16 protein-coding genes are annotated in these 17,655 nt (G+C 60.9%); 6 read left to right on the forward strand and 10 right to left on the reverse strand.

Features of this window, described 5'->3' with window-relative positions; translation table 11 throughout:
* Positions 1–103 precede the first annotated feature (103 nt).
* The 3 genes from JHX88_RS09130 to JHX88_RS09140 form a co-directional block, all read right to left on the reverse strand.
* Positions 104–478 carry an antitoxin Xre/MbcA/ParS toxin-binding domain-containing protein gene (locus JHX88_RS09130; protein ID WP_076529080.1) on the reverse strand — a complete coding sequence of 125 codons (375 nt, stop codon included), beginning with the start codon at positions 476–478 and terminating at the stop codon, positions 104–106.
* A 50-nt stretch (positions 479–528) separates the two neighbouring features.
* Positions 529–984 carry a DUF6634 family protein gene (locus JHX88_RS09135; RefSeq protein ID WP_076529081.1) on the reverse strand — a complete coding sequence of 152 codons (456 nt, stop codon included), beginning with the start codon at positions 982–984 and terminating at the stop codon, positions 529–531.
* A gap of 72 nt (positions 985–1,056) precedes the next feature.
* Positions 1,057–2,145, reverse strand: coding sequence for an AAA family ATPase (locus JHX88_RS09140; protein ID WP_076529083.1), 1,089 nt, complete (start codon positions 2,143–2,145; stop codon positions 1,057–1,059).
* Between the two features lie 743 nt (positions 2,146–2,888).
* Here JHX88_RS09140 and JHX88_RS09145 point away from each other — a divergent pair.
* The 4 genes from JHX88_RS09145 (at position 2,889) to JHX88_RS09160 (ending at position 5,630) form a co-directional block, all read left to right on the forward strand.
* A complete protein-coding gene (locus JHX88_RS09145) occupies positions 2,889–3,788 on the forward strand; it encodes an MBL fold metallo-hydrolase (protein ID WP_076529085.1) in 900 nt (299 codons plus the stop codon).
* 105 nt (positions 3,789–3,893) lie between these two features.
* Entirely contained in the window at positions 3,894–4,448 is a 555-nt protein-coding gene (locus JHX88_RS09150; RefSeq protein WP_076529087.1) for a thioredoxin family protein, read from the forward strand.
* Positions 4,445–5,131 (forward strand): phosphoglycolate phosphatase, encoded by a 687-nt coding sequence (gene gph, locus JHX88_RS09155; protein ID WP_076529089.1) that lies wholly within the window; start codon positions 4,445–4,447, stop codon positions 5,129–5,131. Before JHX88_RS09150 ends, gph begins: the two co-directional genes overlap by 4 nt.
* Before the next feature lie 70 nt (positions 5,132–5,201).
* On the forward strand, positions 5,202–5,630 hold the full coding sequence (locus tag JHX88_RS09160; protein ID WP_076529091.1) for a TIGR01244 family sulfur transferase: 429 nt from the start codon (positions 5,202–5,204) through the stop codon (positions 5,628–5,630).
* 160 nt (positions 5,631–5,790) lie between these two features.
* On the opposite strand, the gene JHX88_RS09165 is transcribed toward JHX88_RS09160, so the two are convergent.
* The 6 genes from JHX88_RS09165 to JHX88_RS09190 all read right to left on the reverse strand — a co-directional run bounded on the left by JHX88_RS09165 (position 5,791) and on the right by JHX88_RS09190 (position 13,258).
* Positions 5,791–6,135, reverse strand: coding sequence for an arsenate reductase family protein (locus tag JHX88_RS09165; RefSeq protein WP_084203343.1), 345 nt, complete (start codon positions 6,133–6,135; stop codon positions 5,791–5,793).
* Between the two features lie 139 nt (positions 6,136–6,274).
* Positions 6,275–7,588 (reverse strand): DUF3422 family protein, encoded by a 1,314-nt coding sequence (locus JHX88_RS09170; protein ID WP_076529093.1) that lies wholly within the window; start codon positions 7,586–7,588, stop codon positions 6,275–6,277.
* Between the two features lie 13 nt (positions 7,589–7,601).
* Complete coding sequence (locus JHX88_RS09175; RefSeq protein ID WP_076529095.1) at positions 7,602–9,038, reverse strand: NCS1 family nucleobase:cation symporter-1; 1,437 nt, start codon at positions 9,036–9,038, stop codon at positions 7,602–7,604.
* A 214-nt stretch (positions 9,039–9,252) separates the two neighbouring features.
* Positions 9,253–10,695 carry an NAD(P)(+) transhydrogenase (Re/Si-specific) subunit beta gene (locus tag JHX88_RS09180; RefSeq protein WP_076529197.1) on the reverse strand — a complete coding sequence of 481 codons (1,443 nt, stop codon included), beginning with the start codon at positions 10,693–10,695 and terminating at the stop codon, positions 9,253–9,255.
* A gap of 10 nt (positions 10,696–10,705) precedes the next feature.
* Positions 10,706–12,280: a Re/Si-specific NAD(P)(+) transhydrogenase subunit alpha gene (locus JHX88_RS09185; RefSeq protein WP_076529195.1), complete on the reverse strand. Its 1,575-nt coding sequence runs from the start codon at positions 12,278–12,280 to the stop codon at positions 10,706–10,708.
* Between the two features lie 228 nt (positions 12,281–12,508).
* Positions 12,509–13,258: a hypothetical protein gene (locus tag JHX88_RS09190; RefSeq protein WP_076524487.1), complete on the reverse strand. Its 750-nt coding sequence runs from the start codon at positions 13,256–13,258 to the stop codon at positions 12,509–12,511.
* A 179-nt stretch (positions 13,259–13,437) separates the two neighbouring features.
* On the opposite strand from JHX88_RS09190, the gene pepN reads away from it, so the two are divergent.
* Both pepN and JHX88_RS09200 read left to right on the forward strand, forming a co-directional pair.
* Positions 13,438–16,014, forward strand: coding sequence for an aminopeptidase N (gene pepN / locus JHX88_RS09195; RefSeq protein WP_076524485.1), 2,577 nt, complete (start codon positions 13,438–13,440; stop codon positions 16,012–16,014).
* Between the two features lie 42 nt (positions 16,015–16,056).
* On the forward strand, positions 16,057–16,968 hold the full coding sequence (locus JHX88_RS09200) for a 1-acyl-sn-glycerol-3-phosphate acyltransferase (RefSeq protein ID WP_076524483.1): 912 nt from the start codon (positions 16,057–16,059) through the stop codon (positions 16,966–16,968).
* Positions 16,969–16,995: 27 nt separating this feature from the next.
* On the opposite strand, the gene JHX88_RS09205 is transcribed toward JHX88_RS09200, so the two are convergent.
* A complete protein-coding gene (locus JHX88_RS09205) occupies positions 16,996–17,532 on the reverse strand; it encodes a CAP domain-containing protein (RefSeq protein ID WP_076524481.1) in 537 nt (178 codons plus the stop codon).
* Positions 17,533–17,655 lie beyond the last annotated feature (123 nt).

The raw sequence follows: 17,655 nt of genomic DNA on the forward strand, positions 1-17,655 counted from the left end.
CTGTGTCGGCCGCACCTTGAGGAATGGAAATTAATGGTGCAGGAGAGGGCGCGTGCAGCGTCTGGACAGCCTTACCCCTCTTACGTTAACGAGTTCATTCAATTCACGGCGTCACGCCTGTTTCTATTCGAGTCAAAACATCCATTACCAACGAAAAACCCACACAGCTCTGTATTGCCATTAGAATCGGACGACCGTCCCGCAATGTCATATTCTTCCTGGCCATGAACTCTTCGGCGAGTTCTTCGGAGCCGAAGATCTCGGTCGATCGGACAAGAACGCACGCGACCCGGATGAGTGCATCGCCCTCGAATGGTTGAAGAGTATGTTTCGACAATGTGCTCGCATGCGGATCGACATCGAATGCTTGCGTAAACAATTCACGAGAGGGGGATGAAAGCCGGTTAGCCAGCCGGAAAACCGCCTCCTGCGGAATTCCGGCTCCAATCCAGTCGACAAGCTGGAACACCGAGGTCATCTCGACTTCTGCTCCAAGGAGCCTTGCTGCTGCCAGCCAAGGATTTGTTGTCAATGTTTCACTCGATTTTCGATGGCGGCGTTTTGCACATGGGCGATGAACGCGGCCAACAGGCGATCGACCAGATTGTCATCGTCGACCGCGACGAATCCCGCGAGTTCAAAGCTCACCACCCCCTTCCGGGCTTCCGAGATCTTGAGGTCCCGCGCGACATTGGCTTCAAATTCGGAGAAAGGTTCACCAAGCCGATACCAACGGCTGTATGTGCGGGCCCAGCCTGCCTGGCGATCGAGAGCGATCAGTCGCGAGGTGGTGATCGTGCTCGCACCGATGCGGGGATGGCCGGTCACCTGGCCCCAGAGCACCACCGCCGCATGGATATTGGCCAGGGGACGCCAAAGCTCGAGAACTGGCGCGGCGGCCAAATCGTCGTCCGTGGGACCGGCTTCAGCGGCACGGATAGAAGCGAGTGCCCGATCGAGCTGGCTCTGCTGTTCAGTTTTCATGGAAATATCTCCGGAATGAAGGTTAAGGAGCCCGGCCGCGCATAGGCGGCGAAGGGGGAGGTGGCGGGGGGATCAGTGAAGGAACGGCCTGCTCTCGAGATCGGCGGCACGCTGAAGCATGCGGGAGGCCACACGCAGGCTCGGTTGGACATCGCGCAGCGAAGGATGTTCCAGCACCTCGACCAACGCCTCTGTCGCCACTTCGGAAAGCCCTTTGCGGGCGCCTTCACGCCGAATGAACGTGGTCAGTTCCGCGACCGTGAGATGCCGCAGCGCAATCGGTGGGCAGCGGCTGAGTAGGGGGCCTGGCAACGACCGATGACTATTGGAGGTCAGCACCCAACCGATCCAGCTCATGTCGAACTTCACCTGATAATAGGGGCAGCTCCAACGGCGCGCCGTCATGGGTTCGAGAAGCGGGAGAAGTGCCTCGGCCAAACCGAAGGCTTGCCCCTTCGTCGAGACAGGCAGGCCCGCTTTCTCGATCTCATCGACCACGATCAGCGGATTGGCGACGCGGTTCTGCAGGATGGTTTCGATGACACGGCCCGGACAGGAACCTCCCCATCCGCGCTGGCTACCGACCACGCCAAAGCTGGCGTTTTCTCCGGTGGCTTCGATGACGGCGGTCGGCACGGCGATGATGTCGCCGAGCCGGCGCGCCCAATAGCTCTTACCGATTCCGGGCGGGCCGTCGAGCAGCAAGGGCGGCAGGCGCAGGCCGGGCCAGCCTTCGCGGACCGACCGGCGCATGGCCTGCCAGACCGCTTCGGTCGCCGGTGCCATCCAGGGCATCTCCGTATGGAGCTCGGCCGCCATGACATCGGCGCGGTGCTCATCCGGGATCGCGATCAGGGCCGCGCCATTGCGCAGCAGCTCCAGCCGCTCTCGATCCTCGCGTCTCAGATGGCTCAAACCGGAGGCCAGTTTGCGCCGCTCCAGGATGCGCTCCGTGCGGCGGTTTATGGCACGAATATCCCGGGCATCGAGTATCGTATAGTATTCGTCGCTTTCCTTGTTAACGGCATCATCTTCTTGCTCGAAAGAGGGCAGGGTGGGGCTGCGAAGCTTGCGAAGATGCTCCGCGAAGCGGCGTGCTATGACATCCACCGTCTCTTCCGGATCGAAAAATCGGGCCTCAATGAATGGAATGCGGGACATGGGTATGAAGTCTTTCGAACAGATCTCGGGCGTCGGCCGGAATGAGGTCCGGTCGCGTGTGGCAAAATCATAGAGTGGTTTTAGGGCGCGGTGCTGGTGTGCCTGGATGACCGGGAGTCTGGTCAAATCAGCTGGGCGACCTGTCACATTTCATCTGATTGACCTGAGTGGTGCCGCGAGTCGACCAACCAACGGGGCAGGGGCCTCCTACTCCATTCTGAACCCGATCCGACGTAAGCGACCGGATCATGCAAAAAGCGAGCCGCGCTCAAACGCATCTGCTTCCCTGGTTGCTGCATGTTGACCTCCTTCGAGACATATCGCTGCCGTTCGGAAAAGCGGTGCTTTCTCGGCAGACCGGCGAAATTACGGAAACTCCGAAGTGATGACGATGTGAAGGCTCAGCCACATCCCGGAGCGAATACCGGGACACTGCCGAGCAACATCCTCTTCGTCAACGGCACCGGATTTCCCAGGAAACTTCGGTCGCGTGTTCTAGGGGTGAACCAGAATCAGAAGCAACATATTGACTTTATTCAATTATATCTCATTCCCGAAAATGAGATGGTCACTAATTGCGTGTCCAAAGGTCAAAAATGGCGGGTGAGTGGCCACTTTTTCAGTTGTTATACAGGCGGTGCTGTATGATGATATCTATAATCGCGATAATCGGTATTATGGAACAATTATCGTATCGCATCGACACCCCCTTATGTTAGCCTCCGGATAAACTGGAGGTCACCATGAAACTGAATCGTCGCCGAGTGTTGCAGTCCGCCGCCGCTCTGAGCTTGTTCGGAACGCGCAGCTGGGCCATCACTGAAGCCGAGTTTGATGATTTCACCATTCGTAGCGTTTCGGATGGAAAGCTCGTCCTGCCTGTCGGGTTCTTCGTTGCCGAAGGCGCAGATCCGACCGAGGCCCAACCGATTCTGTCGGAAGCTGGTGTCACCGGTGATACATTCGACTCGCCGCTCAACCTGACACTGATGACGCGTGGCGATGAGACCATTCTGTTCGACGCAGGTTCCGGCCCGGACTTCATGCCGACAGCCGGGAAGCTCCCCGAGGCGTTGGCCGCAATCGATATCTCTCCCGACCAGGTCACGCATGTCATTTTCACTCATGCTCATCCAGATCATATCTGGGGCGTTCTGGACGATTTCGACGAACCGGCATTCGTGAATGCACGCTACATGATCGGACGGATCGAGCGTGACTACTGGCTTGATCCCACCACGCCCGAGACAATCGATCCGGCACGGTTGAGTTTCGTCGCCGGAGCAAAGCGGCGGATCGAGACTCTGGGTGATTTGCTTGAAGTTTTCGAGGATGGCGACGAAATATTACCGGGAATCAAGGCGATCATGACTCCCGGGCATACGCCAGGCCATACGAGCTTCGACCTGGCCGATCAGTTGTTTGTCGCCGGTGATGTCATCACCAATCCGCATCTAGCGTTCCGCCGGCCCGATATTCTGTCCGGCAGCGATCAAGATCCGGAATTTTCTGCAGAAACGAGGCGTAACATATTGAATATGCTTTCAGAATCAGATATGAAGATATTGGGATATCATCTCCCGAAGGGAGGGATCGGCAAGGTCCGGCGCGAGAACGACGGTTTTGCCTTCATATCCGGTTAAGTCTTGGCCAGGCATGAAATTGGCGCTGACCACCTGCGACCTTTACCCGCCTTGTTCCGATGGCAACGGTCGAAAAAATTCACGCAATCATGAAAGGAGCAACCAATGGCTGTCACACCCCCCGTTTGCGATTTCGGCGCGCCATGGCATGATTTCACCCTGCCCGATCCGGATGGCCGCATGCATGGGCTTGACGAGATTAAAGGCCCGAAGGGCACACTGATCATGTTCATCTGCAATCACTGCCCCTATGTTCAATCCGTGATCGACCGGATCGTGCGTGATGCGAAAGCCCTGCAAGAGGCGGGTATCGGCGTCGTGGCCATTTCGGCCAATGATGTCGCGGAATATCCGCAGGATGGCCCGGAGCAAATGAAAGTCGAGGCCGCAAAACATGGTTTTACCTTTCCCTATCTCTATGATGAGACGCAGGAAGTCGCGCGGGCCTATGGGGCCGAATGCACACCGGATTTCTTCGGCTACAATGCGGACGGAGAATTGCAATATCGCGGTCGCCTGGATGCCTCGCGCCGCAACGCTGCCCCCGCCGATGCCCCGAGGGAACTGTATGAAGCCATGCTCCAGATTTCCGTGACCGGAAAAGGCCCGGAAGAACAGGTGCCTTCGATGGGATGCTCGATAAAGTGGAAGGCCGCATGAACGTGTGCCTGGCCCCCTGCCCGATCGTTTTCGATCTTGACGGCACACTGATCGACAGCGCCCCCGATATCCATGCCTGCGTCAATGCGGTGCTGCGTGAGTTTCACATTTCGCCATTGAACCTGGATCAGGTGCGCAGCTTCATCGGAGGCGGCGTGGAGATTCTGTGGCGAAAGATCGGTGCGGCGACCGGAACGGGTCCTGCCGGACAGCGCGACATGCTTGCCTCTTTCATGACGCGCTACCACGCTGCGACCTCGCTGACGCGATTGTTTCCCAATGTCGAGGAAACATTGGGTATCCTGGCGGATCGCGGGCATCCGCTCGGAATCTGTACCAACAAGCCTCTACATCCAACCAAGGCTATTCTGGATCATTTCGGGATACGTGATCTCTTCGGGCACATCATCGGTGGCGACTCGCTGCCCGAGAAAAAGCCCGATCCCGCCCCGTTGCGGGCGGCGCTGGCAGGGCTTGGCGCTCATCCCGGGATGCCCCATGCGGTCTATGTCGGTGACAGCGAGTTCGACGCGACCTGTGCGGCGGCGGTCCCGGTGCCCTTCGTGATCTATAGCCGGGGATATCGACAAACCCCCATCGATCAGCTTCCCCATCATGCGGCCTTCGACGACTTCACGGCTCTTCCGAGCCTTGTCGAGACGGCGAGTGCCTCTGTCGGGTGAATGCTTGACATTGGGGCATCAAAAACGGCAATCCCAAGGCTGAACCGCAGCCAAACCGAAAGGGTCCAGCATGGATCTGCGTCAGCTTAGCCCTGGCCTCGCCGTCTCTCCCCAGATCCAACCCGAGGAGGTATCCCAGCTTGCCGAGGCCGGGTTCAAGGTTCTGGTCAACAATCGCCCGGATGAGGAGATCGAGACCGAGATCGATCACGAGGCAATGGCCCGCGCGGCCGAGGCCGCGGGCATGAGCTATCACTACCTGCCCTTCCATCCCGGCCAGATCACCCCGACTCTGATTTCGGATTTTGCGGCCGCGATTGCCGGGCAGGCTCCGGTCATTGCCTATTGCCGCTCGGGAAACCGCTGCACGGTGCTTTGGGCCTTGACGCAGGCAGGAAAACGGCCTGAAAGTGAAATCCTCGAGACGGCGGCGAAAGCGGGTTATGACCTGTCATCGATCCGGCCGCTTCTGGCTTCATTGGCCAATCGCCCGGCTTGAGCGGTTCCGGCTGTGCATTGTCATTCGTCTGCGCGCAACAACGGCCGGGGGCGCTGTTCCGTCACCGGCTGGTTCTCGAACCAGCAATGCCCCAACCGGCGCCCCGGGATATTTTTAGTGAAGAAGTAAAGGCGCAACTGGCCCTACGGAAGATCGGCTTTTACGCAGGAACCCCGAGGGCGCGTTTGACATTGGCCGTCCACCCCAGCAGGCGATGATCTCCCGCGGCAATGGCCGGACGTTTCATCACACTGGGTTTCGCGCCCATCATATCCACCGGGTCGGCGGCACGCTCCTCTTCGGACATGCCGCGCCATGTCAGGCTCGCGCGGTTGATGATTTTCTCGCCCCATTGATCGGCAAGCGTCTTGCGCTCGGATTCCGAGAGCGGCTCTTTCTGGACATCGCGGAAATTGACTGTCCAGCCATGCTCTTCCAGCGCGGCTTGCGCCTTCTGGCAGGTCGAGCAGTGGGCTAGGCCGTAAAGCGTCAACTGTTTGGACATGAAGCTCACACCAGCGGCACGAAGGGAACACCACAGGCGGAAAGGGCCAATAATGCGGCGAGGGCGACGAATAGCTTCATGGCATCATCCTTTGTTAACCAATGCTGGGGTTATCTCGCGTCAAACGGACAGCTGCAACTCACAATTCAGCATCCGGGCGATCATGAGAATGATGCAGCCGTTGCTTGATGCGCCGCATGCTCCACCATACCGCCAGCACGGTGATCGGGGTCAAGGCGGCGGTCAGATAAGGCTTGCCCAGCCCGATCCCCTGGGCCAGCGGGTAGAGCGCATATGACAGCAATCCCACAGCGTAATAACTGATGGCGACCACGGACAGCCCCTCGACCGTATGCTGCAAGCGCAGTTGCAGATCGGCGCGGCGATCCATGCGTTCGAGCAGCATCTGGTTCTGGGCCGAGCGCTCGACATCCACCCTGGTACGCAACAACTCTGCCGCGCGGTTGGCGCGCTCGATCATGCTTCGCAGCCGCTCTTCCGCCGATTTCACGGTTCGCATGGCGGGTCGGTAGCGACGGCGCATGAATTCGGTCAGCATCTGCCGTCCGGAAAGCCGGGTCTCACGCAGCGCGTTGATCCGGTCCATGACGATCGCCTCATAGGCCGAGGTTGCGCCGAAGCGGAAGGAATGCTGCACAGCCTCGGTTTCCAGTTCGATCGAGACCGCCAGCAATTCCTGCAACACCTCGTCAGCCGGGCGACCGTCATCGCTCATGCCGTCAACGATGGCCGTGAGCCCCGGCTCGAGTTCGTTCAGGCGGCGGCTGAGGGATCGCGCGCGTCCCAATCCCAGCATCGACATGGCCCGGTAGGTCTCCAACTCGACCAGCCGGTGCACGATCCGGCCAATCCGGCCTTCCCCGACATCCGGGCGCACGAACACCGAAAAGCGCATCCAGCCATCGGAATCGATCCGGAAATCGCCCGCGATCATCGCGGCCTCTTCCAGCACCCAGACCGCAGTCAGGCTGTCCCGTGCGAACCAATCTCCGATCCGGTCCAGCGCCTCTTGCGGATCCTCGGGCAGGATATCGATCTGCACGATCACCGCGGCGACACGTTTGCCCGGCGCATGTTGTTGCCATTCCTCGGGAAATATGGCCGCGGCACTGGGATCGAAGGGCCGGATCGGCAGGCCGGGAGTCATCGCCATATAGGTGACGAACTCGGTATGGCTTTCCCATTTCAGGTCATGCCGCCCCAATCGTCCCTGGTAATGGCTGTCCTCCGGATCCGGGCGTGGCCCGCCATGTCGATCGGTCAGTTCGGTCAAATGGGCCATGTCCGCTTTGCGGTCGCGATTGGCCGCATCACGGGGTTCCTTGAAAGCCACGAAGACACAGGTGGCCGGTGCGCTCAGGCGTGGCGAAGGGCGGGCGTGAAGCTCGTTCACCAAAGCATAGCGCAAAGGATGTTCGGTTTCCGGGCTCACGCCTGCCTCCAGTCTATTTGCGACCGCAAAGCAGGATATAGAGCACCCCGCCCAGAACCGCGCCGATCAGCCAGCCAAATCCTGCCAGCGCCTGCAACGCGGGCAGCCACACCGTCCCGATCGAGAACAGTGCCGAGATCCCCACTGCCATGATTGCCCGCTTGTTCCAACCGCCATCATAGTAGTAACGGCCCGAAGGCTCTGCAGAGAAGAGCTGATCAACTACAAGCCGTCGCTTTTGCACCACGTAGTAATCGGCGATCAGGATGCCATAAAGCGGCGCGAGGATCGCCCCGAGCGTATCGACAAAACCCGCGATGCCGATCCTGGAGATCAGCGAGACCCATAGCGCGCCGATGACAAAGGCGATGGCCGCAGTGATCAACCCGCCGGTTTTTGCCGAGATCCTGGATGGCGACATATTGGCGATGTCATAGGCCGCCGGGATGAAATTGGCTACCAGGTTGATCCCCACGGTGGCGGCAAAGAAGGTCACGGCGGCGATCAGCGTCAGGGCGAGGCTGTCCACCCGCTCGACAATCGCGGTGGGATCGGTCAGGCGCTCTCCGAACAGCACGACGGCACCCGCGGTGATGAACAGCGCAATGAAGGAAAAGAACGCCATCGACACCGGCAGGCCCCAGAAATTGCCGCGGCGCATCTGGCCTTCGGTTTTCACGAAGCGTGAGAAATCGCCGAAATTGATGATCACTGCGGCGAAATAGGCCACCATCGTGCCGACCACCGCGATGAATCCGGCCAATGTGCTTCGCTCGCTCTCCGCCGCGCCCTGGAAAATCGCTCCGATCTCGGACCAGATTCCGTTTCCGGCCTGCCACCAGATCATCAATGCGAGCGTGATCATCACCACATAGACAAAAGGTCCGGCCCAGTTCAGGAACTTGCCGACCCATTCGATGCCCATCAGGAAAAGCCCGATCTGGAAGCCAGCGACGATGATATAGGCGATCCAGTCCACCCCGGTCAGGCCAAGGAAGCCCCCTGCCCCGGCCTCGATCCCGAACAGCGCCCGGATTGCCAGCGCGACGGCGGTCGAGGCGAAATAGGTCTGCACCCCGTACCAGAAGATCGCGACGATGCCGCGGACGAGTGCCGGAAAGCGCGCGCCGCGCACGCCCATCGAGGCCCGCGCCATCACCGCATAGGGAATGCCGTAACGAACCGAGGGACGTCCAGACAGGTTGACCAGCCACATCACCAGGAGCCCGGCAACGACGATGGCGGCAAAGGTCAACCAGCCGTTCAACCCATAGCTGAGAAACAGCGATGCGGCCAAGGTATAGCCGAACAGGCTCTGGATATCGTTGTTCCAGACATTGAATATCTCGAACGCGCCCCAATTCCGCCGTTCATGCGGGATCGGAGCCAGATCCTCGTTGTAAAGCGACGGATCGCCGCTGCCGATATGTGTGAATTCATCCGGTGCCATTATGCAGTCCCCTCGCCCATATGTGACATGGCCATGACACTGCGAACCGATGCGTTCAGGCAAGCACGCAATCGCCAGGACAACCTCTGGTCATATTGAAACTGTTTTCGGGACTTATTGCTAGTCTTACTGCCCAAGGCATTGGCAGTGGCGTTCCGAATCAATCAGGTAATTCGGACCCGAGGGCGCTACAAGGCGCCCCCGGGGCGGATCGTCAATCGATCATCGGCATGAGCTTGTTCACGGATTCATTGGCATCTCCATAGAACATCCTGGTGTTCTCCTTGAAGAACAGCGGGTTCTCGATGCCGGAATAGCCGGTGCCCTGTCCGCGCTTGGACACGAAGACCTGCTTGGCCTTCCAGACCTCCAGCACCGGCATGCCGGCGATGGGGCTGTTGGGGTCCTCTTGCGCGGCCGGGTTCACGATGTCGTTCGAACCGATGACGATCACCACATCCGTGGACGGGAAATCCTCGTTGATCTCCTCCATCTCCAGCACGATATCGTAAGGCACCCGCGCCTCGGCCAGCAGCACGTTCATATGCCCCGGCAAGCGGCCTGCGACCGGGTGGATCGCGAAGCGAACCTCCTTGCCTGCGGCCCGCAGCTTGCGGGTCAGCTCGCTGACCGCGGCCTGCGCCTGCGCCACCGCCATGCCATAGCCCGGCACGATGATCACGCTGTCGGCCTCGTTCAGCGCGGCGGCCACGCCGTCGGCATCGATGGCGATCTGCTCGCCCTCGATTTCCGCCGCCGGACCCTGTTCGCCGCCGAAGCCGCCAAGGATCACGCTGACGAAATGCCGATTCATCGCCTTGCACATGATATAGCTGAGGATCGCACCCGAAGAGCCGACCAGCGCGCCGGTCACGATCAGCAGGTCATTGCCGAGCGTGAAGCCGATGGCCGCGGCCGCCCAACCAGAATAGCTGTTCAGCATCGAGACGACGACCGGCATATCGGCGCCGCCGATACCCATGATCAGGTGATAGCCGATGAAGAAGGCCAGAAGCGCGATCAGGATCAGCCAGAACACGCCGGATCCGACCCCGGTGCAGTAGAGAATGCCGAACAGGATCGACAACCCCAAGGCACCCGCGTTCAGCATATGCCCGCCGGGCAGCTTCTTGGGCTTGCCATCAACCTTGCCGGCAAGCTTGCCGAAGGCCACGACCGAGCCGGTGAAGGTGATGGCGCCGATGAAGATGCCCAGGAAAACCTCGATCTTCAGCATTGCCAGTTCGGCCGGTGTCTTGTGCGCCAGAACGGCGGCGAAGCCCTGGAACTCATGCGCCGCGTTCTCGGCCTTGATCCGCAACATGCGCGCCATTTCGATCTGGGCGTTGAAGCCCACGAAAACGGCGGCCAGCCCGACAAGGCTGTGCATCGCGGCAACCAGTTGCGGCATTTCGGTCATCTGGACGCGCTTGGCGACCACAAAACCGACGGCGCCACCAATCGTGATCATCACGACCGACAGAAACCAGTTGCCCGCGCCGGGACCGAACAGCGTGGCCAGCACGGCCAGCGCCATGCCGGCGATACCGTACCAGATCGCGCGCTTGGCGCTTTCCTGACCCGAAAGCCCACCCAAAGACAGGATGAACAGGATCGCGGCGACCACATAAGCGGCAGTGGTGAATCCGTATTCCATCATCCCCTCCTTACGATTTCTGGAACATGGCGAGCATGCGGCGGGTGACGAGGAAGCCACCGACGATGTTGACCCCCGCCATCAGCACGGCAAGCGCCGCGAGGATCAGCACCCATGCCGAGCCCGAACCGATCTGCATCAACGCACCGAGAATGATGATCGACGAAATCGCGTTGGTCACGGCCATCAAGGGCGTGTGCAGCGAATGCGCGACATTCCAGATCACCCGGAAGCCCACGAAACAGGCCAGCACGAAGACGATGAAATGCGACATGAAGCTGGCAGGCGCGATCAGCCCGATCAGAAGCAACAGGATGCCGCCCCCGGCCAGCATCGTGACCTGCGACTTTGTTTCCGCCTTGAAGGCCGCGACCTCCTGCGCGCGGCGCTCTTCCGGGGTCAGCTCCTTCGGCTTTTCCTTGGGCTTCTGCGCCGCGATCGCCGCAACCTTGGGGGGAGGCGGCGGGAAGGTGATGTCGTGATCATGCGCGACGGTGGCGCCACGGATCACGTCATCCTCCATGTCATGCACGATCACACCGTCTTTCTTCGGTGTCAGGTCGGTCATGAAGTGACGGATATTGTTGCCATAAAGCTCGGAGGACTGCGCCCCCATCCGGCTGGCAAAATCGGTATAACCGACGATGGTCACGCCGTTTTCCGTGACGATTCGCTCATCCGCGACGGTCAGTTCGCAATTGCCGCCCTTTTCCGCCGCAAGGTCAACGATGACGCTGCCCTGCTTCATCGCCTCGACCATGTCCTTGGTCCACAGGACCGGCGCATCCCGTCCGGGAATCAGCGCGGTGGTGATGACCACATCCATGTCGGGGGCAAGTTCGCGGAATTTCTCGAGCTGCTTTTCGCGGAATTCCGGGCTGGACGGCGCGGCATAGCCACCGGTCGCGGCCCCGTCCTGCGTCTGCTCCTCGAAATCGAGGAACACGAATTCGGCGCCCATCGATTCGATCTGTTCTGCCACCTCTGGGCGCACGTCGAAGGCGAAGACCCGCGCGCCAAGGCTGGTGGCAGTGCCGATGGCAGCCAGGCCGGCCACACCAGCGCCCACGACCAGCACCTTGGCTGGTGGCACCTTGCCCGCCGCCGTCACCTGCCCGGTGAAGAAGCGGCCGAAATTGTTCGCCGCCTCGATGACCGAGCGATATCCGGCGATATTCGCCATCGAGGACAGCGCGTCCATCTTCTGGGCGCGGCTGATGCGCGGCACCATGTCCATGGCAATCGCGGTAATGCCCTGCTCTTTCGCCTTTTCAAGCAATTCAGCGTTCTGCGCCGGGTAAAAGAACGAAATCAGCGTCTGCCCCTCGCGCATCTGCCCGATCTCGGCATCCGCAGGCTCGCGCACCTTGGCCACGACATCAACGGCCTTGATCAGGTCGGCCACGGTTTGTGCGACAGTGACCCCGGCCTTCTCATAGTCGGAATTCGAAAAACCAGCCCGTACCCCGGCACCGGATTCGACGAAAACCTCGTGTCCAAGCTTCTGGAGATGCGCTGCCGAAGACGGCGTGATCGCCACCCGTGCCTCGCCCTCGTAACTCTCCTTCAAAGCGCCAATCTTCATGGCGTTCTAGCCCCCCATTCTCTGATTTCGCAATCGAGCCTGCATAGCATCGCGCAACAATCTTTCACAAGTGCGCGAAGCGACGATATCTCATGAACATAACTGTTTCATGGACCTTCCATAGATTATCGCTCGTCCCGAACGATTCTGCCCGACCTTGCAAAAGTTAAAGGCCGCGCGGCAGTGCGCGCGACCCCTTTTTTCAAATATTCCACCGAAAGGTTGGTATCAGTTCCCGGTCGGCTCGTCCGCGGCGGGCTCTTCTTCGATGGTGATCGCATTATCGAGCGCTTCAGCGGCGTCATTCGCGGCGCCTTCGACAGCGGATGCAGCATCCGAAGCCGCGTCAGCCGCAGCATCGCCTGCATCCTGCATCGCATCGGCTGCGCCGCTTTCCTCAGCGGCCGCTTCTTCGTCGGTTCCAGCCGCCGCGTCGTCAGTTGCCCCTTCTTCTGTGTCCGCAGCCGCATCGTCGGCTGCGCCTTCCTCGGCACCTGCAGCCGCCTCATCGGTGGCTTCGTCGGTTGCAGCAGCCGCGTCATCCATGGCTTCATCAGTTGCAGCCGCCGCATCGTCCGCAGCTTCTTCCGTCGCAGCGGCCGCGTCATCAACGGCGTCCTCCGTCGCGGCAGCCGCATCATCTGCGGTCGCTTCGGCCTCGGCGGCGGCGTTATCCGCAGCCGCTTCCGCTTCGCTGGCGGCGTCATCGACAGCAGCCTCTGCATCCGCAGCCGCATCGTCAGCCGGAGCTTCCTCGGTGGTCGTCACGGTGGTCGTGTCGCCTTCGGTCGCGGCCGTGTCATCACCCATGAACTGCTGCAGCACGAAATAGGCCAGCGCCAACGCCACCAGCACACCGAGGATCAACGGCAGCGGCGACGAGCGACGCTCGACCGGCTCGACATAGGTCTCTTTCGGAGCCGCCGGATCGCTGTCGACGGGATTGGTGCGGTTGGGATCGTTGGGATCATATGTCATTGCTGGCCTCCTTAATGACTTCTTAACACCCTCTTGGCGCCTACCTCTTGAACAGTGACGCCCATGTGTCAATCGATAACCTGCGTTGCCCGGCTTGCGGCCCGGCTCACAGGCGACTAACACCTCGGATAGTGTCCAGTTCCCTGAACCTAGACACTTTTTTAAGGCGGAGAGTGAAAATGACCCGATCCAACACCCCCGATAAGCGGTTTCTTGCCGATTACAGGCCGTATCCCTTCATCCTCGAACAGACGAAGCTGAGCTTCGATCTGTCCCCGGACGCGACCCGCGTAAGGGCCGATCTGGCGCTGAAACCGAGGGATCGAACCGAGGATCTGGAGCTCGACGGCGGCAAGGAGGTCCGGCTGATGTCGATCCTGATCGACGGAACCGCTCCCGCGCCCGATCACGTCCGACGCGATCACGAACGCCTGGTGATCGCCGCCGCCGCCTTGCCCGACGGCCCCTTCACGCTGACAACCGAAGTCGAGATAGATCCTTCTGCCAATACCGCCTTCGAGGGGCTGTATATCTCGGGCGGGATGTTCTGCACGCAATGCGAGGCCGAGGGTTTCCGCCATATCACCTTCTATCCCGACCGCCCCGATGTGATGGCGCCTTTTCACGTGACCATCCGCTCGGACAAGCCGGTGATTCTGTCGAACGGCAACCCGGTTCGCCAGGAAGACGGCCTGGCCGAATGGCATGATCCATGGCCCAAGCCTGCCTATCTCTTTGCATTGGTGGCGGGCGATCTGGTCGCCATCAGCGACCGTTTCTCCACGAAATCCGGACGCGATATCGCGCTGAATGTCTGGGTACGTCCCGGCGACGAGGATCGCGCCGGATTCGCCATGGAATCGCTGATCAAGTCGATGAAATGGGACGAGGATGTCTATGGCCGCGAATATGACCTCGATGTCTTCAACATCGTCGCCGTCGATGATTTCAACATGGGCGCGATGGAGAACAAGGGGCTGAACATCTTCAATTCCAAGCTGGTTCTCGCCTCGCCCGAAACCGCGACCGACGCCGATTACGAACGCATCGAAGGTGTGATCGCGCATGAATATTTCCACAACTGGACCGGCAACCGCATCACCTGCCGCGACTGGTTCCAGCTTTGTCTCAAGGAAGGGCTGACGGTTTTCCGCGACCAGCAGTTCACCTCCGACATGCGAAGCGCCCCAGTCAAGCGGATCGGCGATGTGCAGAGCTTGCGCGCCCGGCAGTTCCGCGAGGATCAGGGACCCCTGGCCCACCCGGTGCGGCCCGAGGAATACGAGGAAATCAACAACTTCTACACCGCGACCGTTTATGAGAAGGGCGCCGAGGTGATCGGCATGCTTAAGCGCCTGGTTGGCGATGACGGTTATGCCAAGGCGCTGGACCTCTATTTCGAGCGGCATGACGGTGACGCGGCGACCATCGAGGATTGGCTGAAGGTCTTCGAGGACGCCACGGGCCGCGACCTGACGCAGTTCAAGCGCTGGTACACGGATGCCGGAACCCCGCATCTGAAGGTGACCGAGGAATGGAGTGACGACGGCCGGCTGACCCTGCATTTCAGCCAGCATACGCCGCCCACGCCGGGACAGGATGAGAAACCGCCGCGCGTCATTCCCGTCGCCGTCGGGCTGATCGGTCCGAATGGCGACGAGGTCGCCGCGACCCGTATGCTTGAAATGACCGAAGCAGAACAAAGCTTTACCTTCGACAACCTCGGCGCTCGCCCAATCGTGTCCGCGCTGCGCGGCTTTTCGGCCCCGGTGATCCTGGAACGGCAAATCGACAACGCGACCCGCGCCTTCCTGCTGGCCCATGACACCGATCCCTTCGCAAGATGGGAGGCCGGTCGCGAGCTGGCCCTTTCGGCCCTGACCGCGTTGGCGCAGGGCCAGGATGGCGGCGAAGAATATGTCTATGCCATCGGCCAACTGGCCGCCGATACCGATGCCGATCCGGCTTTCCGCGCGCTCTGCCTGAACTTGCCGGGAGAGGAAGAGATCGCTACGCGCCTCTCTGCCGCCGGCGTCACTCCAGATCCCGATGCGATCTTTGACGCACGCAGCGGGTTGGCTCGCCGCGTGGCCGAGGCTCATGCCGATCTGCTGTCCTCGCTTTACGACGAGATGACGGTCCCCGGCCCCTATTCCCCCGATGCCGGGGCGGCGGCGCGGCGGGCACTGCGGATCGCGGCGCTTGGATTGCTCAATCGCATCGACCGGGGCGACCGGGCCGAGGTCTTGTTCGGCACTGCTGGCAACATGACCGAACGCATGGCCGCGCTGACCTGCCTGATCCGCCGTGGGCGCGGACAGGCGGCGCTGGAAGCACTGCATCAACAGTTCGGCGACAACCGGCTGGTCATGGACAAGTGGTTTGCCGTTCAGCCCATGGCAGCGGCGCCGGACGAGGCAGCGATGATCGCGCGGCGCCTGTCCGAACGCGATGATTTCGACTGGAAGAACCCCAACCGCTTCCGCTCGCTTCTGGGCGGGCTCGCGGCGAACCATGGCGGCTTCCATGCCGCAGATGGTTCGGGCTATGAATTCACAGCCGAGTGGCTGATGCGGATGGATCGGGTCAATCCCCAGATCGCGGCCCGCCTGTCCACCGCTTTCGAGACATGGCCACGCTATGATACGGATCGTCGTGCCAAGGCCCGCGCCGCATTGCAGCGGATGGCCGAGATGGACGGAATCAGCCGCAACCTGCGCGAGATGGTGTCGCGGATGATCGCCGCTGGCGCATGAGCCCGCTTGTGATCGCGTAAATAGCGGGGCAAGATACCCGGAATGAGTAAGCATGATCTTGACCCAAGGGCCGAAATGCAGGCTCGCCTGGACCCGCTGATCGCCGAGCGGGCACCTTGGCTGTATTCGCCCAAGGCTCATCACCGACTCGCGCGCCAGTTGATGATGGGCATCTTGCATTACCCCCGCACGGTCGACCTGGGGGCCGAGTTCCGCGACTTGCCAACTCCCGAGATCATGCGCCGGATGACACAGCTCATCGTCCGCGATGTCCGCGTTGAAGGGATGGAAAACCTGCCCGCGACCGGTCCTGCGCTGATCGTCTCGAACCATCCGACCGGTATTGCCGATGGCATTGTCATGCATGCGATGATGTCGCCCTTGCGGGACGATCTGTTCATCTATGCGAATTACGACATGATCCGGGTGCTGCCGCAGACCGAGGATTTCATCGCGCCGGTCGAGTGGCGGTTGGAAAAGCGCAGCCATGCCAAGACCAAGGCCACGATGGATTACACCCGCCAAGCCCTTGAGGCAGGACGGATCGGGCTGATCTTTCCGTCGGGCCGTCTGGCCAAGCGGCGCGGGCTGAAACTGCATGAGCGGCCCTGGATGGCCAGCGCCGCGATGATCGCGCGCAAGTTCGGAGTGCCGGTGATTCCGCTCAATATCCGGGCCCGCAACTCGCTGCTCTTCTACCTGCTGGATGCGATCCACCCGACATTGCGCGATGTGACGCTGTTCAACGAGGTGCTGAACAAGACCAACCAGCCCTATCGCATCACCGTCGGTCAGCCGATAGATCCTGCCACCCTGCCCCGGAGCAGCGAAGAGGCCATCGCGGTCCTGCGCGAAGCGGCTCTGTCGCTACCGGCGCCGGGTCCCGACGCCGCCCGGCTGATGCATGAACGTGGCCGCGGACGCTTCGTGCGGCCGCGTCAAAGTGTGGCGTGACGGTAGCGACAGTTTCTCGGGTTCGCGTCAGCCGCAATCCGCGCCCATCACCACGCTCCACCACAAGCGGCCGTCACCGCCACGGGTGACGCCAACACCGATCTCTTCGTTGAGCTGTGCCAATAGTTCGGCCCTGTGCGGCGTGGAATTCATCCAGCCTCCGACGATCCCCTCGGGTGATCCCTCGACCGAAACGAGTTGCGTTACTCCGCAGGTAGAATAGCCCGCCGCCCGTGCCCGCTCCACCACGTTGGACCCGTCCGATCCCGCCACCGAGGCACGTCCCGTGGCGGCGATATCGCAGGCATGGGACTGGGCAATCGAAGACAGGGTTCCATCGGTTTCAAGCTGCGTCTTGCCTTCTCGTCCGCGGGCGGCATTGATCGCCTCGGCCATCCGCTGACTCAGGGCCGGATCGCCGGCGCACATCGCGCCCGGCGCATCCTGACCGGTCTGCGCGACAGAGGGATCGCCGGCAAACCGGGGCAGATATCCGTCCGTCGGCTGACAGGCCGTCAGCGCGGTCAAGCATAGAGCGAAAGCGAAAACGGGATGGAACTTCATGACGCACCTCGAAGCATGGATTTGTTTCGACAGTAGATTTTCAACATATGAAGAGGCGAGTCGGTTCCGCCAAGGGGAAAGGCGCGGCAGACCTCTTGCGCCGTCGCTGATCCGCCCTTAAAG

It is taken from the genome of Paracoccus saliphilus (genome assembly GCF_028553805.1).
GTDB lineage: Bacteria > Pseudomonadota > Alphaproteobacteria > Rhodobacterales > Rhodobacteraceae > Paracoccus > Paracoccus saliphilus.